The sequence below is a fragment of the Microcystis sp. LEGE 00066 genome, from assembly GCF_015207925.1.
Lineage (GTDB): Bacteria > Cyanobacteriota > Cyanobacteriia > Cyanobacteriales > Microcystaceae > Microcystis > Microcystis ichthyoblabe_A.
On sequence record NZ_JADEVX010000014.1, the window covers coordinates 16,266 to 37,898 of the forward strand.

A 21,633-nucleotide genomic window follows, 5' to 3' on the forward strand; every position below is an offset into this window, starting at 1 on the left:
AGATAGTTTCCCTTTAAAAATCCCAACTCAGTAGATTTACAAAAATGAGATGTACCCGGTTAAACGCATCCAGAAATTTTTAGGGATAAAAACACATTTGCGGCAAACCAAGGGATTCTTCCCAACCCATCATGAGATTGAGACATTGTAACGCTTGTCCCGATTGTCCCTTAACTAAATTATCGATCGCTGACATCACTATCACTCGATCAGTTCTCCGATCCACTTCAATACCGAGATAACATAAATTAGTACCACAGGCCCATTTAGTTTGTGGATAGACTCCCCCGGGTAGGATTTTGACAAAGGGAGAAGCGCGATAAAAAGCATTGTAGATAGTGATTAAATCATCCCGCACCAGATTGGGATCCCGCAATGTTGCATAGACTGTGGACAGGATACCCCGAACCATGGGCATTAAATGGGGAGTAAACTGGACGCGCACCTCATGACCGGCTAAATCACTGCAAATCTGCTCAATTTCGGGAGTATGACGGTGTTTTCCCGCTACATTATAGGCCCCGATCGAATTATCTGCTTCTGCCAATAACATATTAATCTTAGCTTGTCTTCCCCCTCCCGAAGTTCCCGATTTGGCATCAATAATCGTGGTTTCCGGGAGAATTAAACCCTGTTTTAACAGGGGAGAAATCGCCATTAAACTAGCAGTAGGATAACATCCGGGGCAACCGATCAAAGAGGCATTTTTAATCTCTTCCCGATAAAGTTCCGGTAAACCGTACACAGCCGTAGATGCGATGGCTTGATCCTGACGTTCCTTGCCATACCATTTACTATAGGTTTCTAGGCTAGTAAAACGATAATCTGCCGACAGATCCAAAACTTTACACCCTTTAGCGATCAAAGGGGGGGCTAAATCACAGGCTAAACCATTGGGTAAACCCAAGAAAACCACTTGACAACGGGAGGCAATTATCTCTAAATCGATCGCCTCCACATTAAGATTAATGCTATGACCGAGATGGGGATATAAATCACTGTAGGGTTTTCCGGCGCTACTATCGCCCCCCAGATAGGCTAATTCTACGAAGGGATGTTCTTTGAGCAAACGTACCAACTGTACGCCACCATATCCGGAAGCGCCGACAATACCCACTGAAACCTTCTGTTCTTGCGTCATTTCCCTTATTCCTAAAAATTCTTATCGTTAATATAACGCTTTAGTATGGCTGAATTTTAGCCTAACCGGCAGGATTTAAATCAAAAAACTTCCTTTAAAAACCTAGTATCTCGGCCGGGTTGTCCATAAACCGTCAATTTCTTTTGATCAATAGGCAGTTATCTTAATGATGAGGTACAAGGTTTTCCTTTTATGATGCCAAATTAAGTTAAACTTCATCCTTAGGAGAAAGGCTGTAATTCAATCCCCCATATTTAAAATTTTGAGCGCACCGTAAATTCATAATCTCCTCCCGGTTCTAATTGATAATCGTAGCGTTCTAAAAACCGATTCAAGGGTTCAAAAATCAAAGCCCTACCTAGGGAAGGTTGTACTAATAACTTGCCTTGAAGAAAATGCCACTGAAAACGCCATTGATATTGTTCCGTCCGCACTTCTCCCTCTAATTTCCCCGTTTGCCAAGATTGCTTAATTATCCGCACATAAGCCGTGCTTTCTGGTCGATTGCCGCCACTCACCTGAACCCTACCTATAGATTAAATATCAAACATTAAGATAGCGAATTAATCCTTGTTTGTCATTACTTGAGCTAATTTTCTCGACGCTATTCCGGGGAAGTGACCTCATTAACCTTAGAAACCAAGACATTTAATTGAAAAGGTCGCCCCATTTCCTTGGCAATGAATTCTTGCAACAATTCTACCTGTCTGGGGGTAATGCTTTCGGCGGTTCTTACGACTAATCTCACCTGGGGAGGTTGATTGAGCCAATTAATCGAAGACTCCAATAATTCTGTCCGTTGAAAAGTAACTGTTCGTTGTAATAAAGCTTTTTTGATCAGCCTTTCTAAGCGAGCTTGATTAGCCAGAGTTGCAAAACTTATTCCTAAGGGAATTAGCAAAACCGCTGTCAGGATAGAAGTCAAAATTAGAGCGTTACGCGCCCGATGAAAACTAGAATAACCTGCCAGCAAAAAGACCAACAAACAGGCGAGAGCAATGCCTAATAAATTGGTAATATATAACAGAGTCGCCCCCAAACTTAGGATCCAATTGCCTTGGGATAATCCTAAACCAATCGTGCAAACTGGTGGCATTAAAGCCACGGCGATTGCTGTTCCCGCTAAAGTACCTGAAATTTTCGGTTCTATTTTGGCATAACCACTGATTGCCCCTGCCGTAATTGCCACTCCTAAATCTAAAAGATTCGGTTGAGAACGGGCTTGAATTTCACTACCAAATTCAGAAATTCCGATTAATAATCCTAGCAACCAAGCTATCGCTAAAGCGATAATCGTACCAACTAAAATCGCCAGGGCTGACTTACGAATTAATCGCCAACTACCAATTAAACCACCAAAAGCCAGACTACGAATCGGCAACATCAAAGGGGCAATAATCATCGCCCCAATAATCACGGCTGCACTATTGGCAACTAAGCCAAAGGTGGCGATCGCACAAGAACTAACAATCAAAGCTAGATAGGGAAAATCGAGGGACGCTTCTAACCATAAATCGCGCCACATGGCCCGCGATTGTTGCCAGGTCAAGGGTTTTCTTGAGAACCACGAGTGGGGCCGTTCTTTTCTCGTCATTGTGCTGAGGAAGATGGACTTTTATTTTACCGAAATAACACGGGAGCATGAAAGCCATTGTCTTTTTAAGCAATGGATGAAATGCGACTTTTCTAGAGAAAGATAGACCCTCTCTCACTAGCCGAGAAATCCTTTGTCGATAGGGAAGATATAGGAAAAGAACAATTAGCGATCTTTGAAAAGAGGGCGAACGAGGGGACTCGAACCCCCGAGTGGTGGAACCACAATCCACTGCCTTAACCACTTGGCTACGCTCGCCGTACACTTTTTCAAGTATAACACAAGACGAATGGTTGACAAGAGGTTTTTTATCCTAATTCAGGCTATGGTTAGGGTAAGTGAGTGATGATTTGAGAGCTTATGAAATTGGCGCGGTTAGGGGGAATGGTGTTAGGAGTGGTTTTAGGGGGAATTGCGGGTATATTGCTGACAACTAACCCTAATCGTCAAGATTACGAACAATACGCTTCCCAGAGGTTAACTAGCTATCTTAAGGATAATGTCTGCGCTCGGGCGCAAGCTTCCCCCGAGGTGCAAGCTCTCTTACGGGGTTACTGTAAAATGTTGGTGGATACGGGTCATCCTTTTTTACAAGAAGCGATCGCCACTAACACCACTAGAAAGAATTTTCTCATTTTCAGCGTTTATCAAACGGAATTATCGTTCCCTCCCCCTTTACCTAGTTATCAATTCAGCAGCGTCGGTTTTTTGAATAAATTATACATCTACGAAGCTTTAGAACTGTAGTCAGATAATTAGACCTCTTGCAAAAATCAAAAATCTGACCTTAGGTGAGGAGTCAGGAGCCAGTAGTCAGGAGTCAGGAGAATTAAGAATGAGCATTAATCAATTAAATGCTCTATTTAGGGATTTTATGCAATTTTATGTCTATTTTTCTCATTTTTGCACTCTCAAAAATTAATTATGCAAGAACTCAATTGAAATTTTCTGAGGGTAAATCCTGATGATAGTGATTTTAGGTACCTAAGCAAAATTAATTACACATCTAAGCCACTACTCCGTCAGACTTCTGGTGTGAGGAAACAGTGAACTGAAAACTCAAATCCGATCCCTAATAGCTGTCTCCCTTCTCCCGTCTCCTGTCTCCTGTCTCCCGTCTCCTGTCTCCTGTCTCCTGTCTCAACTAGGAAATTAATTTTGCACGACTACTTATTGTAGCTGGGTGATTGGGATTTCCTCCATTTACGGAAAAAAGCAGACTTTGCCATTCCAAAAGTACAGGAGTCGGGATAGTGAGAGCGCGGGGATTGTCTAGGGGTAGGGAAAGCTCGATCGCTTCGGTAACGGGTAGCTGCGTTAAGATATCCTGCATCTTGTATTGACCAACGTTAGCTGCGGGTGATTCTTGGGCAAAAGCATCCTCAGCCGCTAAAATTTGGCCTTGAGCAGTGGTTATCGTTAATCTTTCCGGGTGAAGGAACTCAATCCCCTCTGGAAATCCCACCAAGCGCAAACTAATTTCTACCGTTTCCCCATCTTTAACTCGTTTAAATAACACCACCTGCCAAGGACTACCGGTATCATCGCGCAAACTATGACGGGATTGATATAACAGCTGCCCCGGTCCTTCTAGCTGTTGTCGAGTTAGAGCTAGTGCGGACAAGGAAAAATCGATTTGAAGGCTGATAAATACCAAAAAACTCACGAGAACACAAAATAATAACAGGAATCGTTTCATAACTTTATTGACATTAGCTAAAAAATGTGATACAGGCTTCGGCACTTGAGCCAAATTAACATAATTAGGGTTTGCTGAAAAAGTTTGTTGGTGGGAGCAGGGTGTAGGGTGTAGGGTGTAGGGTGTAGGGTTTTACCGATTTTCAGGTAGTCAATTACCTAATTTTAAGGGGAAAAGTCCCAGAATTTTCCCCCTGAGTACTCCCGGTCTCGGCACTTTTGGATTTCAAAAAGGTCTAAAAGTCTTATCCCACAAGGTTTTTAGATTTATTCAGCCAACCCGAAATAAATCCTCGCTCCGCCATTGCCTTGATTCTCCCTGATAATTATGGGACTTTTTGCCCGTTACCAAAACCTCCGTCAGTGGTTTAAATCCCAACACTTCGGACGTAGCGCCACCGATAGTCGCTATGCTTTACTGGTCGCCTGTTTAATCGGAATTCTCTCCGCCCTTGCCGCTATTATCCTGAAATTGGGCATCGGTTGGTTAGGTGGTTGGCGGGTGCATCTAGTAGCCAATTCCTCTCCTTTCCTAGTTTTGCCCCTCGGCGGTTTTCTGCTTGGTTATAGCGCCGGCTGGATTGTGGAACACTTCTCCCCCGCAGCCGCCGGGGGGGGTATTCCCCAAGTAAAAGCAGCCCTAGCTAAATACCCTTTGCCCCTGTCTTGGCGCGTTGCCGTCGTAAAAATGATCGGGGCGATCCTGATCCTTGGCGGTGGTTTAACCCTTGGTCGTCGGGCCCCCACGGTACACATCGGGGCAGCCCTGGCGGCCCAGTTAAGCGTCTGGCTGCCCACCAGTCCCGATCACCGTCGTCAGATGATCGCAGCCGGGGCAGCCGCCGGGTTAGCGGCCGGTTTTACTACGCCCATCGCCGGAGTCCTCTTTGTGATCGAGGAATTAATGCGCGATGTTTCCAGTATGACCCTAGAAACGGCGATCGTGGCTTCCTTTACCGGGGCCGTGGTTTCGATGATGCTGCAGAATACCCCCTCGATCATCACTGAATATGCCAATATTAGCTTCTCTGCCCAAGAAATACCCATTTATTGCCTTTTGGGGGTTTTAGCGGGCTTATTGGGGGCTTTATTCAATCAAGGCATCCTTTTTTGTAGCCAGATGCAGCGGCGTTGGCGGTTATCTTTAGCTTGGCGCATCGGTCTGGTCAGTTGCTTATCGGGAACGGTAGTGGCTTTTTTACCCGACTTTTTTCGAGATAATACGGGTTTACGCGAATTTTTGCTGGCAGGGGAATTAAGTTGGCAGAATACCGCCCTCGCTTTTGTGGTCTATTTTTTCCTGACGATGATTTCCTATAGTTCTGGCGCACCGGGAGGACTGCTCGCCCCTGCTTTGGTGTTGGGCTCCTGTTTGGGGTTTCTGGTGGGGGGAATCGAGACGAAAATTATGGGTTTCGGCAGCGAACCTAGTTATGCTTTAGCCGGTATGGGGGCCTTTTTTACGGGAGTAGTCAGGGTTCCGGTAACGGCGATCGTGATTGTCTTTGAACTGCATCGCAATTTTAATATTGTGCTGCCCCTGATGTTGACCTGTGCCGTTTCTTATATTACTGCCGAAAGCATTCGCCCCGGTTCCCTCTATGAGCATTTACTTTCCGCTAGTGGTATTATTCTCAACGAGGAAACCCCTGCTAATGATGTGCTGGCCCATCTATCGGCTATGGATGTGATGCAATCGCAGGTGGAAATTCTGGCGGCGGATTTACCCCTGGGGGAAGTGGTGAAAATTATGTCCCGTTCCCATCATCGCGGTTTTCCCGTGGTGGAACAGGGGCGACTATTGGGGATTTTTACCCAAAGTGATCTGGATAAATGGCGATCAAAAAACAGTCAAACCGTCCTACGGGAGATGATGACTCCCAATCCGATTACGGTGGCTCCCCAGGCAGCCTTAAGCGATGTTTTATTTCTGTTAAATCGCTATCAGCTTTCCCGTTTACCCGTTACCGATGGTCAAAAACTGGTGGGGATCATCACCCGCACCGATATTATCCGGGTGGAAGCTGATCAATTGGGGGGGGTTTGTCAACTGCCTCAACCCACTACCCCTTCCTATGTGGTTTATCAAACTCGTTCTCCGGCTGTGGGAATAGGCCGGATTTTGTTACCCATTGCCAATCCCGACACCGCTACCGCTTTGTTTAAAATTGCTGCTGCTGTCGCCCGTGAACGCAATTATGAGATAGATTGTCTCTATGTGATTACTGTACCTCGTCTTAGTTCTCCGGCGGAAGTAAAGGTAGATACGCGGGAAGGACGCAAATTACTTCATCGTCTGGAAAGATTAGCGCGACAGCAGAATATCTCTGTTCATACACAAATTTCGGTGGCTCAGGATATCGCCGAAGGGATTTTGGCCACGATTCGCGAACGACACAGCAATTTATTAATTATGGGTTGGACGGGGGAAAGATCCACTACTGGGGCGATTTTTGGGTTTTTAGTCGATACTTTGATCGCCCAAGCTCCCTGTGAAACCATCTTGGTAAAATTGGGGACAAAGGATTGTTTTCCCAATGATCCTAATCGGGAAAGGATTTGGCTGATTCCCACCGCCGGCGGTCCTAATGCCCAACGCGCTTTAGCATTATTGCCTAGTTTGTTGTCTTTGTCCGAGTCTTCGGATTATCCCAAACTTTGGTTATGTAAAATCTATTCTCCGACGGATTTACTGCCAGATCTGTCTATTTTGGAAGTTTTACAAGCATCTTTACAGAAAGCGATCGCACAGCCGATTGTGCCTTTACCGATTCGTTCGGCCTCTCCGGCCGAGGCAATAATTAATCTGGTAGAATCGGAAGACTGTTCCTTGGTGCTTTTGGGTGCATCTAGGGAAAGCTTGCTCAATCAGTTCTTAAATGGCAATATCCCCTCGACGATTGCCCGTGCGGTTAATTGCACTGTGATTCTCGTGCGAGGGGAATTATCAGATTAGTTTATTAGCTAGGCGGAAGCTAAAGTTAAACTGAAGGGTACGGTGTTGTCAATTTTCGCCCCTTGACTTTCCTCTAGGGAATGGGGGTAGAATATTTCCCCGTCTAGTTGACCGTCGGAGTCATCGTCATCCCCATCGCTGATATAAAGGCGTTCACAGGGGATGTTATCGGAAAGGATGGCACTGGCCATCATCCCCGTATGAATCTCTAAGAAAGCATCCGCTAGGGTCTCAAATACTAAACGCTGCCCGGGGAAAACCACCCTTTCAAAATACCAGTTAGCAATATTGGTGATGCGAACAATTTGAATATGATTGGTCGCATTGACATAACAACAAAGAATACTATTTTTCTTGCCGTTGGGGAGGGGATCGAGAATCTGTGCCATAGCAATCGGGGTGATCTTAAAGTGGGTTTGTCATCGCTCCTTCACCCTAACATCCTTTGATCCCCGATAGTTGTAAAGATGATTACATTACTCGGATAAAAATCTACCGATAGCTTTTTCTGGTGATAGAAAGCGGTTTTTATTAAAAAATAATTAAATTTAACTAATGCCTAGTTTTGGCTATTTGTCAAGGGGGAAACTACGCTTTTTTGCTGTTTTTCTCAATTTTTTGCCCAGCTATTTAGGATCTGCTGAAAAAGGTTTTCGTGGGGTGTGGGGTGTGGGGTTTTTCAGGGAAAAAGTACCTGAATTTTCCCCCTGCTCACTCCCAGCTCTGGTATTTTTTGATTGACAAAAAGTCTAAAATTCTTACCCAACAAGGTTTTTAGATTTATTTAGCCGGCCCTAAGTATGCGCTCTCTGATTCTATCTTTTCGTCCCTGTTCGGTAACAATATCAACTACATTGTCAAGTTCACTACCGTTTAGCGGACTAAGCTGCACTGAATTTAAACTGCGTATTGAAAATTTAGTACAAATGCTCTAACTGCCTCTCCCTGCTCATAGACAGTTTTAACGAGTAATTTAGATAGTCAACAGCTTACCACCTAAAGTCGGTAGCTGGAAAAAGGTTAATTGTCTCAGTTGCTGATTTTAGCCTCTAGATTAATCATCGAGAATTGAGCAAGCGATCGCATTTATGATCTGATTTTAATGGCTCTCTTAGGTTTGGTGGGCAAAATGTATTTTAAGATACATTCTTTCTGGCGAGCGAGTGGAAGGAACCACAAAGACACAAAGGACACAAAGACTGATCGATCCTCTGTAAGTTAAACTTATCACACAGAACCTAGAAGAGCCATTTTAATTTATTGAGGGTCAGTAAGAAGAATAGCGATAATTGACATTTCTTAATATCTTATCTCCGACCACTGATAATTAATATTAAGATAGAAAAAAACTTTCTAAAATCTGCTTAGATAAAGATAAATATTGACATTTGCTGTTAAATTAGTCAGCTTATCGCGCCAAATTTGCTAACCATGCCTTCCAGCAATCAAACCCCAGAAAACCAATCGCGTGAACTGATTGACGAACAATTGCGTCAAGCGGGATGGTCCATCCAAGATAAAAAAGAAATCAACTTCAATACCAGTTTGGGAGTGGCTATCAGGGAATATCCAACCGATAGCGGATTCGCTGATTATGTCCTGTTTGTGGATAGAGAACCCGTCGGTATTATTGAGGCCAAACGAGAGGAAAAAGGCTTCTGTTTAACGGTGGCGGAGGAACAATCAAACAAATACGCTAATAGTAAGCTGAAATATATCAATAACCAGCCCCTTAACTTTATTTACGAAAGCACAGGCAAGCTGACGCGCTTTACCAATCGCCGCGACCCGAAACCTCGTTCCCGTCTTGTTTTTTCCTTTCACCGACCGGAAACCCTGCAAGAATGGCAAGATAAACCCAAAAGCTTGCGGGATAAAATGCAAGATATTCCCACCCTTGAGCCGAATGGACTAAGAGAATGTCAAATTAAAGCTATTACCAACTTAGAAGCCTCCTTTAAGCGAAATTTTCCCCGGGCCTTGCTGCAGATGGCCACGGGAAGCGGCAAAACCTTCACCGCTATTACCGCTATTTATCGCCTCCTAAAGTTTGCCGATGCCAAACGGGTGTTATTTCTAGTCGATACCAAAAACTTAGGAGAACAAGCTGAACAGGAGTTTATGAATTTTGTTCCCAATGATGATAACCGAAAATTTACCGAACTTTACAACGTTCAGCGATTATCCTCCAGTTATCTGGCCAAAGATGCTCAGGTCTGCATCTCAACCATTCAAAGACTCTATTCTATCCTTAAAGGGGAAAGTCTCGATGAGGCTGCCGAACAAACCAACCCGAATGAATTAGTACAAGGGAAACAACCCGTCCCCGTGGTCTATAATCCGAAAGTTCCTCTTGAATTCTTCGATTTTATCGTCATCGATGAGTGTCATCGCTCGATTTACAACGTTTGGCAACAGGTTTTATTATATTTCGACGCTTTTCTGATTGGTTTAACCGCCACTCCCGACGTGCGGACATTTGCCTTTTTCCATGAAAATGTAGTTAGTGAATACAGCTACAAACAAGCGGTAATGGACGGCGTAAACGTAGATTATCAAGTCTATACTATAGAAACGGAGATAACCAAGAATGGCGGGCGTATTCTCAGGGAATACATCGAAAAAAGGGAAAAATTAACCCGTGAAAAACGCTGGGTACAACCGGACGAGGATATTGTCTATACCGGCAAGCAACTTGACCGAGATGTGGTCAATCCCAGCCAAATACGCCAAATTATCCGCACCTTTCGCGATAAACTGCCAGAATTATTTCCCCATCGCCAAGAAGTCCCGAAAACCCTGATTTTTGCCAAGGATGACAGCCATGCTGACGATATTATTCAGATAGTCCGGGAAGAATTTAGCGAAGGGAACGATTTTTGCAAAAAAGTTACCTATAAATCGCCAGAAGACCCGAAATCCGTGCTTTCTCAATTCAGAAATGATTTTAATCCCCGTATCACCGTCACAGTCGATATGATTGCCACGGGAACCGATGTTAAACCCCTTGAGTGTTTAATTTTTATGCGGGATGTCAAATCTCGAAACTACTACGAACAGATGAAAGGACGAGGTACACGCACCCTTGACCATGATGGTCTCAAAAAAGTCTCTCAATCGGCTCTTTCTGCCAAAACTCACTTTATTATCATCGATGCTGTCGGTGTGGAACAATCAGCCAAAACCGATAGCCGGCCCCTGGAAAGAAAATCCAGTGTCCCTTTTAAAGACCTGATGAGGGGCATTATGATGGGAACAGACGATAGCGATGCCTATATCTCCCTAGCCTGTCGTTTTGCGCGATTAGAACGACAAATCACGCCAAAAGAAGCTGAAAAGATAAAAGAAATCACCGGAGGGGCAACTTTGGGAGATATGGCCAAAGCCCTGCTTAATGCCACAGACCCCGATAATATTGAGGATAGGGCCAAAGAAACCTATCAAACCACAAATCCGACCCCAGAACAGTTAAAAGCGGCGGAAAAAGCCCTTACTCGTGCGGCTGCCGGCTATTTGACTGGGGAATTGAGTCATTACCTTGAGAATGTGCGGAAAGTACACGAACAGTACATAGATACTCAGAATCTGGATAGGGTGACATTCTCAGGATGGAGTGAAGCGCAACGGATAGACAATCAAGCCCTAATAAATGACTTTACAGCCTTTATTGAGGCAAATAAGGACGAAATCACCGCCCTGCGTATCCTCTATAACCTGCCCTATCAACAGCGTCCCGTCACCTATAAAATGGTCAAGGAAGTCTTAGATATTCTCAAAAAAGACCGCCCCAACCTAGCGCCGGTGAGGGTATGGGCAGCCTATCAACAGATAGAAGCGGTGGCAAGCCATCCCACCAGTGAGTTAACGGCGTTAATTGCCCTAATCCGGCGTGTTATTGGCTTAGATGAGGTTTTAACCCCCCATGAAAAACGCATCGATAAAGCTTTTCAAACCTGGGTTTTTCAAAAACAGGCGGGCGCATCAGTAAAATTCAATCAAGAACAGATGCAATGGCTACGGGCAATCAAGGACCATATTATCAGTTCTTTTGCCTTAGAGCGAGAGGATTTGGACTATACCCCTTTTGATAGTATGGGGGGAATCGGTAAACTCCATCAGCTTTTTGGCGATGAGATGGAGGCTATTATCGAGGAAATGAACTACCCCGCCGCAAGCGGACGGGGTATCAGAATCAAAATAGACTCAATTGTAGATTTTGGTGTAGCTGCAGGTATTCTTTATCTTGTTCTTTTACATATCTCGCTATCATACCTTCATCCCCATGCTTTCCTACCGTACTTGCGTAATATCCATCACTCCAAAACTCTCCTCCCCACAACTGCTTTTTCACTTGAGGACACTTTTTGAAAATTTCTCTCGCCGTTATACTTTTAATCATTGTCACTATCCTTGTCACACTATAGGTCGGTACTGATTGCACCAGAAAATGCACATGATCTTTATCCACTCCAATTTCTACAAACTTTATCTCGTATCGTTTTTCCATCTCTAGACAGACTTCTTTCAACAAGCTATCTACCTGTTCGTCGAAAACGGCTTTACGATATTTGGCTGGGAACACTAAATGATATAGCAAAACACTTACATTATGGCTCTTATGGATGTATTCACTCATTTTTCTATTGTACGCCGCGAGCGGCGGGGAATTAGACCCGAAGAGATTAAACACCGCTTTAGTGGCATAAAATATGACTGTAACTTTAACCCAACCTATTGCCATAAACCCTGATATTCGTAATGGCAGACCGCATATTGTCGGCAGTCGCATAACGGTGGCTGAAATTGCCATTATGTATCTGAAAATGGCGCAATCTTTGGAATTAATAGCAGGGAAATATCATCTTTCTCTGGCTTCGGTTTATGGAGCTATGTCTTATTATTACGAGCATCAAGGGGAAATTGACCAGCAAATGGCTGAAGATGAAGCGTTTGCCGATGAATTTCAAAAAAATCATCCTTCTCAGTTACAAGAAAAATTGAGGGCTTTGCGGGGTGAATAAACGGATTTGCTATCATTTAGATGAAAATGTTGACCCTGATGTTGCCTTAGCCCTTCGTAGTCAGGGAATTGAGGTAACGACAACTTTTGAGATGAATATGGCAGGCACATCCGATGCGGTACAATTAGCCTTTGTAAAGCAGGAAAAACGGGTGATTGTTAGCCATGACACGGATTTTCTCAAGATTGCAAGTCAAGACAATACCCATTATGACATCGCTTTTTTGTAAGAAGGGCAGTGGTTCAATTGGAGAGATTATCCGTAATTTGATATTAATTTATCAGGTGATGTCTCCTGAAGAAATGCACGGTATTGTCGAGTATTTATGACTTAACCATTGCTGAATTTAAGAAATTACTATGAAAACACTCACAAAATCACCCGCAGAAAATTATCTGATACTACACCCCATTAGTTGGCAAACCTTTGGGCGAATCTGCGAGGAATTAAGCCAAAATTCGAGTAAGCGTCTGACCTATAATCAGGGATATTTGCAGATTATGAGTCCTTTAATGGAACATGAGAACAATAACTGGTTTATTTCCCGTCTTGTCTTTATCATGGCAGAAGAATGGGATTTAAACATTAAAAGTGTCGGTTCTCTAACCCTGAAAAGAGATGATATTCAAAAAGGAATTGAGCCGGATGCTTGTTTTTACCTCAAAAATGAACCGGAAGTCAGAAATAAGTTATCAATCGACCTTAACCAAGGAGATAAACCCCCAGATTTAGCGATAGAAATTGATATTACCAGTGGTTCCCTCGATAAATTCGCCATTTATGCCGCCTTAGCCGTGCCGGAAATCTGGCGATATGATGGGAATAACCTCCGGTTTTATGGATTGAATCAGGAAACAAACAGTTATGAAGAAATAACCGAAAGTTTAGCCTTTCCCCTCTTAGATATAACCCTAATTCCTTCATGGCTAGAACAAAGGTTTATCATCGGAGAAACAGCCACCTTAAAGCAAGTGAGACAATGGATAAAAGAACAAATTAAGGAGTAAATATGACCTTACAAGATGTGATGGAATTAGCCAACTTAAATTATTCAGATTTACCCCCGGGGTGGACTAAATCAGCTATTAAAGAATTGATCGGTCATGATGGTATATTCTGTGATGGTGATTGGGTAGAGTCAAAAGATCAGGATCCTAATGGTGAAGTAAGGTTAATTCAGCTTGCTGACATTGGAGATGGATTTTTTAAGGATCAATCAGATAGGTTTTTAACTTTTAAAAAATCTATTGAATTGAATTGTACTTATCTACAAAAAGGAGATATTTTAGTAGCAAGACTTCCTGATCCTTTGGGACGTGCTTGTATTTTCCCTTTAAGTGGAATCAAAAAATTTGTTACAGTTGTAGATGTTTGTATTATTAGGAATAATAGCAACTTCATTAATTCACAATACTTGCTATATTTGATCAATTCTCCTCAAACTAGATTAGAGGTCGATAAATATAAAAGTGGTTCTACCAGAAAAAGAATTTCAAGGAAAAACTTTGCTAAAATTCAATTTCCAATTGCTCCCCTACCTGAACAACATCGAATTGTCGAGAAAATTGAAGAATTATTCTCAGAATTAGATAACGGGGTTGCATCCCTGAAAAAAGTGCTAGAACAACTAAAAACCTACCGTCAAGCAGTGTTAAAATGGGCATTTGAGGGCAAATTAACCGAAAAATGGCGCAACACACATCAAGACAGTCTAGAGGATGCCGATACCCTATTAGAACAGATTAAAGCTGAAAGAAAACGCCATTATCAGCAACAATTAGAGGACTGGAAACAAGCGCTTAAAGAATGGGAAAATAACGGCAAGGAAACCAAAAAACCCATCAAACCCCAACAGCCAAAAGATTTACCTCCCCTAACCAAAGAAGAATTAAGCAATTTACCCAGTTTACCTGATGGTTGGATGTGGGTGAAAGTTGATTATCTTCTATCTCTTGATAAAAAAGGAATGACAACGGGACCTTTTGGAACTTTATTAAAAAAATCAGAACATCAAATATCAGGTATTCCCGTTTTGGGAATTGAAAATATTGGTAATGGAGTATTTCTACCAAAAAACAAAATTTTTATCACAGAAAAGAAAGCAAGAGAACTGTCATCTTTTGAAGTTTCAGGAGGTGATATTATCATTTCCCGTTCTGGAACAGTGGGAGAAATTTGTTTAGTCCCTGATTATTTTGGCTATTCTTTAATTTCAACTAATCTTATTAGAATTTCCTTGAATAAAAACATAATAATTCCTAAGTTTTTTGTATTTTTATTTTTAGGAGGTGGAAGTGTACGAGAGCAAGTAAAAGAGTTATGTAAAGGTTCTACCAGAGATTTTTTAAATCAAACCATTTTACAAACTATCATATTTCCATTTCCTTCCCTCCAAGAACAAACGCAAATCGTGCAAGAAATCGAATCAAGATTATCAGTATGTGACCAATTAGAAGCCACCCTCACCGAGAACTTAGACAAAGCAGAGGCATTGCGTCAAAGCATCTTAAAACGGGCCTTTGAGGGGAAACTCGTACTATGATTAGGAATGATTAAATGAGAACTATGATTGAGGGATTGATAGGATGCTCAATTCAAAAACTTTTGATATTCGTAGCAAAATCTAATTATAGTCAATCAAAAAATCACATAAATCATAGTACAGAAATGGCACAAGCAATTCGTCAAACCACCTTCGTTCAATCCGATGGAACAATAAAAATCGACACCCCCCAACTTCCCCAAGGGGCAAAAGTCGAAGTTATTGTCATCCTCGAAGACAATCCTCAAACCCTGTCAGCCGAAGCTTTAGCTATAGAAAGACTGCCCCAATTAGATAATCCCAGTCAATTAATTACTCTTATCGAAGCAAACCAAGAAATTGACGAAGATGAGCTAAAACAGTGGATTGCCAATGAGCAAAGCTAAAAATAATAGTCCATCAAAAAATTAAACAAATTATAGTTATGAATACCGCCTCAATTGTGTCAAAAGTTTGGAGTTTTTGTAACACCCTGCGGGATGATGGGGTCAGTTATGGGGACTACCTTGAACAACTCACCTACCTCCTATTCCTGAAAATGGCTGATGAATACGCCAAACCGCCCTATAATCGCAAAATCGGCATCCCCTTTGCATACGACTGGCAAAGTCTGCGGAGCAAACGAGGGGCCGACCTCGAAGCTCATTACCTCGGCATATTACGCGAATTAGGGCAAAAAAAAGGCTTATTAGGGCAAATCTTCACCAAAGCTCAAAACAAAATCCAAGACCCTGCCAAACTGCTCAAAATCATCACCATGATAGATGAAGAAAACTGGGTGATGATGGAAACGGATGTCAAAGGCGACATATACGAAGGACTTCTAGAAAAAAACGCCGAAGACACCAAAAGCGGCGCCGGCCAATACTTCACCCCCCGGCCCTTGATTTGGTCCATGGTAGAATGCTTGCGTCCCCAACCCATGGCAACTATTGCTGACCCTGCCTGTGGAACCGGCGGCTTTTTTCTGGCAGCCTATAACTTTTTGGTCAAAAATTATCCCTTAGACCGAGAACAGAAAGAATTTCTCAAAAAAAGCACCTTTCACGGTAATGAAATCGTCGCCAATACAAGACGCCTGGCATTGATGAATATGTTTCTGCATAATATCGGCGATATTAACGATGAGCAATGCTTTATCGCCTCCACCGATGCTCTGATTGCTCCTTCTCCCTTTAGCGTCGATTATGTCCTTGCTAATCCCCCTTTCGGCAAAAAAAGCAGCCTGACTTTCACTAATGAAGACGGGGAACAGGACCGAGAAGACTTAACCTATAATCGTCAGGATTTTTGGGCAACCACTTCTAATAAACAACTCAACTTCGTCCAGCATATTCGTTCCATGCTCAAAAGCAGAGGACAAGCTGCCGTGGTTGTCCCCGATAACGTCCTTTTTGAGGGTGGCGCCGGGGAAACCGTCCGCAAACAACTATTATCAACCACCGACCTGCATACTATCCTCAGATTACCCACCGGCGTATTTTATAAACAGGGAGTGAAAGCCAACGTCATCTTTTTTGATAATAAACCCGCCGCTAAAGATCCTTGGACAAAAGCTATCTGGTTTTATGACTTTCGCACCAATATTCACTTTACCCTCAAGAAAAACCCCTTAAAACCCGCCGATTTACAGGACTTCATCACCTGTTATCATCCCCAAAATCGTCATCAACGCAGCGAAACCTATTCAGAACAGAATCCCGAAGGACGTTGGCGAAAATTCACCTATGATGAGATTATCGCCAGGGATAAAACCAGCCTCGATATATTTTGGCTCAAAGATAAAAGTTTAACCGACCTTGACAACCTGCCTGACCCCGATGTGCTGGCTTTGGAGATTATGGAAAACCTCGAAGCTGGATTAGAAAGCTTTCGGACAATTGTGGACAGTTTAGAAGTCACCGAGACTTAATGCTTCCAACTTCCATGGGGGAAGGTGAGAAATTCTCGATTAATACACTTGTTCGCACCATTAATTCTATCAAAAACCCCAGAAGGGAACCGTCTATCTGGCCACAAGCGATCGAGATTTTCTGGTATTGTAAAGTTTCAATCCAATTTTGATGGTTTTGCCATTGGTATTTTAGTCCCCCAGACGGGAATCGCCCTACATAACCGTGCTAGTGGTTTTACCCTCGAATTCGGTCATCCTAACCCCATTATCCCCGCTAAACGCCCTTTTAACCTGATTATCCCCAGTTTTCTCCGTTGGGATGATGGCACTTTTGATGGGCGCACCGATGCCCCCCAAGTCCCCCGATAAATGGCGGTAAACATGGTTAACCATCATTTCAATCCTCAAACCGCCCTTGATGCCCCTAGATGGCGATTTTTACGGAGAAATAGCGTACTTTTAGAAAGGGGTGCAGCCCCGAATTATTCCCAGTATTAACCGCCAGAGTCCATCAGGTAGCGATCGCAGATTCCTCCCATTTTGGCAAGGGTCAAATTATCCAGCAAATTGCGAACCTCGGTCCGATGGGTTAGCTTTGGGATACTAAACTAAAAAAAAGCTCGTGTTAAACACGAGCTAAATTAACTAACTTCAAGGACTAATTAGCCACCGACCTTAACTACTGGTTTAAAACTGGGAACCACCAGTTCACTATCCTGTTTAGTCAGCTTATTGTATAAGCGTTCCGTATTGGGGAAATTAGCAGCCGGTAGAGTTGGGAAACGACGATAGGGAACCGTATCTTCACCAAATAATTGTAGGTATTCCATGCTATTAACCATGGCACCAATAAAGGCCTTTAATCCCTGAGTTGCCAGAATTTGGTTATATTTCTGGATTTCCTTTTGATTCAAGGGAGCGCGACCTAAGAAGTGCTTGGTTCCCAATTCAATTACTTTCGTATTCGGATAGGGAGCATAGAATTCTTTCAGGTAAAGATCCGAACCACCTAAACCCTCAATAAACTCTTTCACCGTGATCTCAGCATTGCTTAATTTACTCTCTAAAGCGGTAAATTCGGCATTGATGATATAGGGTTCGAGATCCCGTTCAAAAATCTGACGATAGGCAGCACGAACAGTATTTTGTACGGCAACTTTATCGAGATTAGTTAACAGTTTAAAGACCTTAGTTTGTTCCCGTTGAACCGTGACACCTTGACCGACACGGGATTGAATATCGGGTTCAGTGCGAATCGAGACCGAAGGTGTACCCAATTCAATAAAGCGCGGGGTTTCCTCTTTATCAACTCTTTGGCCGATATCTTCGCGGAGATTACCCAAACGCACCATCCGTAACTGCATCCCTTGGGGAGTTAGATAGCGCTCGTAGGGAACCGTATCTTCGCCAAAAGCTTCCGTATATTCAGCACTATCGATAATGGCATCGATTAAAGCATAGAAGCCTTTTTTCGAGCAGATATCGAAGTATTGATTCATTTCCTGACGACCGTAGGTGGGACGACCGAGCAGACGACGGTGAATATATTCGATCGCTTTCACCACATAGAGAGGGGTCCAGTAGATTTTCCGGAAAGTCTCGGATTTAGCTAGGGTTTTGATAAACTCGCGCAGAGTAATATCGCCATTTTCTAACTTAATCTCGGCCACGGATAAACGCTGACCTTCGTAGGGCATTCGACCGAAAACCTGACGATAAGCCGCTAAAATCACTCTTTGGGTGGAACTTTCGCCAAATTTAACGCTTACCCCATTGCTAGAACCGGGTAACTCGTTATTGAGACGAAAAACTTTCGGTCCCAAAGTACCGGGGAATTCACCTCGGGCGCCGGGGTTGCTATTTTGGTTATTAGTGGCAGGTCCGCGGTGGATGAGGATACGTTTGGTATCCTTACTGAAGGGAGCGGGACTAGAACTAGGTTCGCGGGTTTCTTTCGGGAAAATTGCCCCAAATTGGATTTCTAGGGGATCATTTCCAGAACCGTAAACGTGCTGATCCGGTAAGGGGCGATCGTATTTAGCAAAGGTGGTGATAAATTGGGGAACTTTGCGGAAAGGTGCGCTGTAGTTAAACAGGTCGATCTGCATCCCCCAGTTGCGACATTCCTGTGCTTCTGCACCCAAACCCCGGAGATAGGGAACGGTTTCTTCGCCGAAATAGTCGGAATACTCCTGAGAATCGACTAAAGCATCGATTAAGGCCGCTAAACCGCCGCTAGAGACGATCGAGAAGTATTTCTGCACTTCTTCCCGGGAGGAAGGACCGCGACCGAGGAAATGACGGAAAGCCAATTCTAGAGCGCGACTATTGATAAAAGGTTCAAAGAACTGTTTACGATAGAGAGGCGATTTACCGAGACGACGGACGAATTCTTTCATGGAGATGTCGCCGTTTTTCACCTTCGATTCTAGGTCAGAAATGGACTGACTATAGGCGCGGGTGATGTCCCGTTCAAAAATTTGTCTGTAGGCGGCCTTGATAATCGAAGATTTTTCCGACTCCGATAAACCGGTTTTCATGACAAACTTTTGCCGTTTTTCGGCACCATTGTAGTAGCTTTGGGGAAGACTTAAACCCTGTTGGTCACTACTGGGACGCTGACGCAGTTTATTAGAGGGGGTGGGGGCTTTTAATTCCCCTAGTAGGATATTGAAATAGTCACTGATTAAAGTGACCGCATCCTTGTCTCTTTGGAAATACTCGATCGAAGCGGCCCGCATTTCCTGTAGGGCCACGATGGTGGCATCAATAGAACAGGCATTTTCGAGAACTTCCCTTAAACCGCGGGTATTAACGATCAGGATACTGGTATCACCAGCCACGATCGCATAGGTAATGTAACGCAGGAACCAGGATAAATCCCGGAGGGACTTCTGCATATTGCTCGGACCGTAACGAGAGACGTTAATCGGTCGGAATCCGGGGGGAATCGGGCCGCTAGAGGCGAAAATCCCTTTTAAACCACCAAGGAAACCACCACCGCCACCAGACCCGCTTTCAGCGTAGGTAACGGTTCCTAATTTCATCCCTTCCTGGACGTTGATCATTTTACCCGCACCCACCAGGGCCAATTCTTCCACGGGGGGTTTTTCTAGGTAGGCCATGGGTGAACCACCGGTAAAAATCCGGTTAGCTGCCCGCGAGACAATCAGATCGGAGTTCCGGGTGAGCGTTTGGGCAATATCTAAACGCTTGCTCCCCGATTGGAAGTAGGCGATCAGTTCGTTGAGTTCGGGTTTATCGAGAAAGCGGTCTTGTTGTTCTGCTTGGGTAATGGCAGATACCGGGACGGTTTGATAGAGTTGGGGACGCGCTAAGGAGCTGCCACCGCTTGCCTTAAGACTCATTGGATTTTAACTATCTCCCTTGACGATGTGCTGAGTTCTCCAATCGTGGAGGCGATCGGTCTTAAAACCAGATGTTTAAACATTTAATCAGCATCTAGATTAAAACTTTTTGCGCTTCCTGAGATAGTTTATTAAGAATTATATAGATTTTTTTCGCTAAAGTTGCTGATTGGTCTATTCTGACACCCCACTGGTATGGGAGGCTAACCAGTCTAAATAGGTCTGAGAACCCGCCACAATCGGTAAAGCGATGATTTCTGGGACGGCATAGCTATGAAGTTCCTGTATCTTCGCCGATAACTGCTCAAACTGCTTTAAATCGGTTTTAATCACTAATTGCCATTCGCGCTCGTTTTCAATCTGTCCCTGCCAACGATAAATGGAACGAATCGGGTAAATACTGACACAAGCGGCCAGGCGCTCGTTAAGTAAGGCGATCGCTAGGTGTTCCGCTTCCGTTTCGCTGGCCGTTGTCACCAGCACCACTCCAAAACCGGTTAATTTTTCAGTCATAAGTAGTCGTGCAAAATAAATTTCCTAGTGAAGATAGGCACTCATGCAAAAGGCAACAGGCAACAGGCAATAGGAGGAATAGATAATCAGTCTTTAATAACCGGATTTAGTATGATAACTGGTAACTGATCCCTGATCACTGATAACTGAATTTAGGCGATCGCTTTTTCTAAAGCGGCCAGATCGGGAATACAGAGAGATTCCTGCTGTCGTTGAATCAGGCCTTTTTTCTCCAATTTCGTCAAGGAGCGGGTCACGGTTTCCCGGGCCAGTCCACTAATACCACTCAATTCCCGGTGAGGTAAATTAGGAATTATCGCACCCTGACCGCTTTTTTCTCCTTGACCTTCGGCTAAAAAGAGTAAAGTATCGGCGACTCTGGAGAGACTATCGGCCTCGCGCAAACGTAAACGCCGGTTAACTTGACGCAAACGCTTGGCCATTAACTGAGAAAGACGAATTCCCGCTAAAGGCTCCGATTTGAGCAGATTAACAAAATCTTGGGCGGGAATACTGCTAATTGTGGCCGTGGTTAAGGTGATAGCATCGGTGGAGCGGGTAGATTCTTCTAAAGCGGCCATTTCTCCGACTATTTCCCCTTTACCGAGGATATTTAAGGTGACTTCTTTGCCATCCATATTGTAAGTACGAATTTTCACCCAACCATCCAGAATAAAGTAAACTGACCCCCCCCAATCATTTTCTAATAAAATCGCCCGATTAGGGGGATGAGTGCGGGTGACAACATGAGAAGTAACTTTATCGATGGTTTCAGGGGGTAAACCGACCAATAAGGTGGCTGTATCCAATAATTTTTGAATCTCTGCCGATTTTTCGGCAGGATAGCGTTTTTCTTCCATAGTTTAATATTTAAGTTTTGTTTGTTTTAAGTGAGTGATTCTACAA

18 protein-coding genes, 1 tRNA gene and 1 pseudogene are annotated in these 21,633 nt (G+C 43.6%); 10 read left to right on the forward strand and 10 right to left on the reverse strand.

Features of this window, described 5'->3' with window-relative positions; all coding sequences use genetic code 11:
- Positions 1-79 precede the first annotated feature (79 nt).
- The 4 genes from argC to IQ224_RS03645 form a co-directional block, all read right to left on the reverse strand.
- The gene (gene argC / locus IQ224_RS03630) at positions 80-1,141 is read right to left on the reverse strand and encodes an N-acetyl-gamma-glutamyl-phosphate reductase (RefSeq protein WP_194032571.1); all 1,062 of its coding nucleotides are present in this window, start codon (positions 1,139-1,141) and stop codon (positions 80-82) included.
- A gap of 254 nt (positions 1,142-1,395) precedes the next feature.
- Positions 1,396-1,659, reverse strand: coding sequence for a DUF3146 family protein (locus IQ224_RS03635; RefSeq protein WP_002733391.1), 264 nt, complete (start codon positions 1,657-1,659; stop codon positions 1,396-1,398).
- An 86-nt stretch (positions 1,660-1,745) separates the two neighbouring features.
- Positions 1,746-2,735, reverse strand: a complete 990-nt coding sequence (locus IQ224_RS03640) for a DUF389 domain-containing protein (protein WP_194032572.1) — start codon at positions 2,733-2,735, stop codon at positions 1,746-1,748.
- A gap of 185 nt (positions 2,736-2,920) precedes the next feature.
- Positions 2,921-2,993, reverse strand: a tRNA-His gene (locus tag IQ224_RS03645).
- 102 nt (positions 2,994-3,095) lie between these two features.
- Here IQ224_RS03645 and IQ224_RS03650 point away from each other — a divergent pair.
- Positions 3,096-3,482: a DUF4359 domain-containing protein gene (locus tag IQ224_RS03650; RefSeq protein ID WP_002731964.1), complete on the forward strand. Its 387-nt coding sequence runs from the start codon at positions 3,096-3,098 to the stop codon at positions 3,480-3,482.
- 397 nt (positions 3,483-3,879) lie between these two features.
- On the opposite strand, the gene IQ224_RS03655 is transcribed toward IQ224_RS03650, so the two are convergent.
- Positions 3,880-4,434: a DUF3122 domain-containing protein gene (locus IQ224_RS03655; RefSeq protein WP_051048467.1), complete on the reverse strand. Its 555-nt coding sequence runs from the start codon at positions 4,432-4,434 to the stop codon at positions 3,880-3,882.
- Between the two features lie 327 nt (positions 4,435-4,761).
- On the opposite strand from IQ224_RS03655, the gene IQ224_RS03660 reads away from it, so the two are divergent.
- Positions 4,762-7,389 carry a chloride channel protein gene (locus tag IQ224_RS03660; protein WP_194032573.1) on the forward strand — a complete coding sequence of 876 codons (2,628 nt, stop codon included), beginning with the start codon at positions 4,762-4,764 and terminating at the stop codon, positions 7,387-7,389.
- Between the two features lie 8 nt (positions 7,390-7,397).
- Here the strand turns inward: IQ224_RS03660 and IQ224_RS03665 are convergent, their stop codons facing one another.
- Positions 7,398-7,778, reverse strand: coding sequence for a DUF1830 domain-containing protein (locus IQ224_RS03665; protein WP_002743331.1), 381 nt, complete (start codon positions 7,776-7,778; stop codon positions 7,398-7,400).
- A gap of 1,042 nt (positions 7,779-8,820) precedes the next feature.
- Here IQ224_RS03665 and IQ224_RS03670 point away from each other — a divergent pair.
- Positions 8,821-11,550: pseudogene (locus IQ224_RS03670) on the forward strand (DEAD/DEAH box helicase family protein); the annotation flags it as partial.
- Between the two features lie 31 nt (positions 11,551-11,581).
- On the opposite strand, the gene tnpA reads toward IQ224_RS03670, so the two are convergent.
- The gene (gene tnpA / locus IQ224_RS03675; protein WP_002740761.1) at positions 11,582-12,025 is read right to left on the reverse strand and encodes an IS200/IS605 family transposase; all 444 of its coding nucleotides are present in this window, start codon (positions 12,023-12,025) and stop codon (positions 11,582-11,584) included.
- 73 nt (positions 12,026-12,098) lie between these two features.
- On the opposite strand from tnpA, the gene IQ224_RS03680 reads away from it, so the two are divergent.
- From IQ224_RS03680 to IQ224_RS03710, 7 genes are all read left to right on the forward strand, one after another.
- The gene (locus IQ224_RS03680; RefSeq protein WP_002743325.1) at positions 12,099-12,410 is read left to right on the forward strand and encodes a DUF433 domain-containing protein; all 312 of its coding nucleotides are present in this window, start codon (positions 12,099-12,101) and stop codon (positions 12,408-12,410) included.
- Positions 12,403-12,639: a DUF5615 family PIN-like protein gene (locus tag IQ224_RS23785; protein WP_370583124.1), complete on the forward strand. Its 237-nt coding sequence runs from the start codon at positions 12,403-12,405 to the stop codon at positions 12,637-12,639. The genes IQ224_RS03680 and IQ224_RS23785 overlap by 8 nt, the downstream gene beginning before the upstream one ends.
- Positions 12,640-12,769: 130 nt before the next feature.
- Entirely contained in the window at positions 12,770-13,417 is a 648-nt protein-coding gene (locus IQ224_RS03690) for a Uma2 family endonuclease (protein WP_194032574.1), read from the forward strand.
- 2 nt (positions 13,418-13,419) lie between these two features.
- Positions 13,420-14,952 carry a restriction endonuclease subunit S gene (locus tag IQ224_RS03695; RefSeq protein ID WP_002743322.1) on the forward strand — a complete coding sequence of 511 codons (1,533 nt, stop codon included), beginning with the start codon at positions 13,420-13,422 and terminating at the stop codon, positions 14,950-14,952.
- 14 nt (positions 14,953-14,966) lie between these two features.
- Positions 14,967-15,338: a hypothetical protein gene (locus IQ224_RS03700; protein ID WP_228036077.1), complete on the forward strand. Its 372-nt coding sequence runs from the start codon at positions 14,967-14,969 to the stop codon at positions 15,336-15,338.
- Positions 15,339-15,376: 38 nt separating this feature from the next.
- Entirely contained in the window at positions 15,377-16,864 is a 1,488-nt protein-coding gene (locus IQ224_RS03705; protein ID WP_002743316.1) for a class I SAM-dependent DNA methyltransferase, read from the forward strand.
- A 48-nt stretch (positions 16,865-16,912) separates the two neighbouring features.
- Positions 16,913-17,215 (forward strand): gamma-glutamyltransferase, encoded by a 303-nt coding sequence (locus IQ224_RS03710; protein ID WP_002743314.1) that lies wholly within the window; start codon positions 16,913-16,915, stop codon positions 17,213-17,215.
- A gap of 293 nt (positions 17,216-17,508) precedes the next feature.
- Here IQ224_RS03710 and IQ224_RS03715 read toward each other — a convergent pair whose 3' ends face one another.
- The 3 genes from IQ224_RS03715 to IQ224_RS03725 all read right to left on the reverse strand — a co-directional run bounded on the left by IQ224_RS03715 (position 17,509) and on the right by IQ224_RS03725 (position 21,587).
- The gene (locus IQ224_RS03715; protein WP_194032575.1) at positions 17,509-20,214 is read right to left on the reverse strand and encodes a phycobilisome rod-core linker polypeptide; all 2,706 of its coding nucleotides are present in this window, start codon (positions 20,212-20,214) and stop codon (positions 17,509-17,511) included.
- Positions 20,215-20,388: 174 nt separating this feature from the next.
- Positions 20,389-20,727 (reverse strand): divalent-cation tolerance protein CutA, encoded by a 339-nt coding sequence (cutA, locus tag IQ224_RS03720; RefSeq protein WP_002743309.1) that lies wholly within the window; start codon positions 20,725-20,727, stop codon positions 20,389-20,391.
- Between the two features lie 152 nt (positions 20,728-20,879).
- The gene (locus tag IQ224_RS03725; RefSeq protein WP_002743307.1) at positions 20,880-21,587 is read right to left on the reverse strand and encodes a Crp/Fnr family transcriptional regulator; all 708 of its coding nucleotides are present in this window, start codon (positions 21,585-21,587) and stop codon (positions 20,880-20,882) included.
- Positions 21,588-21,633 lie beyond the last annotated feature (46 nt).

Excerpts from the sequence above, each read along its gene's own strand:
- argC (WP_194032571.1), bottom strand. The coding sequence starts at position 1,141 with ATGACGCAAGAACAGAAGGTTTCAGTGGGTATTGTCGGCGCTTCCGGA.
- IQ224_RS03640 (WP_194032572.1), bottom strand. The coding sequence starts at position 2,735 with ATGACGAGAAAAGAACGGCCCCACTCGTGGTTCTCAAGAAAACCCTTG.
- IQ224_RS03650 (WP_002731964.1), top strand. The coding sequence starts at position 3,096 with ATGAAATTGGCGCGGTTAGGGGGAATGGTGTTAGGAGTGGTTTTAGGG.
- IQ224_RS03655 (WP_051048467.1), bottom strand. The coding sequence starts at position 4,434 with ATGAAACGATTCCTGTTATTATTTTGTGTTCTCGTGAGTTTTTTGGTA.
- IQ224_RS03660 (WP_194032573.1), top strand. The coding sequence starts at position 4,762 with ATGGGACTTTTTGCCCGTTACCAAAACCTCCGTCAGTGGTTTAAATCC.
- IQ224_RS03665 (WP_002743331.1), bottom strand. The coding sequence starts at position 7,778 with ATGGCACAGATTCTCGATCCCCTCCCCAACGGCAAGAAAAATAGTATT.
- tnpA (WP_002740761.1), bottom strand. The coding sequence starts at position 12,025 with ATGAGTGAATACATCCATAAGAGCCATAATGTAAGTGTTTTGCTATAT.
- IQ224_RS03680 (WP_002743325.1), top strand. The coding sequence starts at position 12,099 with ATGACTGTAACTTTAACCCAACCTATTGCCATAAACCCTGATATTCGT.
- IQ224_RS03690 (WP_194032574.1), top strand. The coding sequence starts at position 12,770 with ATGAAAACACTCACAAAATCACCCGCAGAAAATTATCTGATACTACAC.
- IQ224_RS03695 (WP_002743322.1), top strand. The coding sequence starts at position 13,420 with ATGACCTTACAAGATGTGATGGAATTAGCCAACTTAAATTATTCAGAT.
- IQ224_RS03700 (WP_228036077.1), top strand. The coding sequence starts at position 14,967 with ATGAGAACTATGATTGAGGGATTGATAGGATGCTCAATTCAAAAACTT.
- IQ224_RS03705 (WP_002743316.1), top strand. The coding sequence starts at position 15,377 with ATGAATACCGCCTCAATTGTGTCAAAAGTTTGGAGTTTTTGTAACACC.
- IQ224_RS03715 (WP_194032575.1), bottom strand. The coding sequence starts at position 20,214 with ATGAGTCTTAAGGCAAGCGGTGGCAGCTCCTTAGCGCGTCCCCAACTC.
- cutA (WP_002743309.1), bottom strand. The coding sequence starts at position 20,727 with ATGACTGAAAAATTAACCGGTTTTGGAGTGGTGCTGGTGACAACGGCC.
- IQ224_RS03725 (WP_002743307.1), bottom strand. The coding sequence starts at position 21,587 with ATGGAAGAAAAACGCTATCCTGCCGAAAAATCGGCAGAGATTCAAAAA.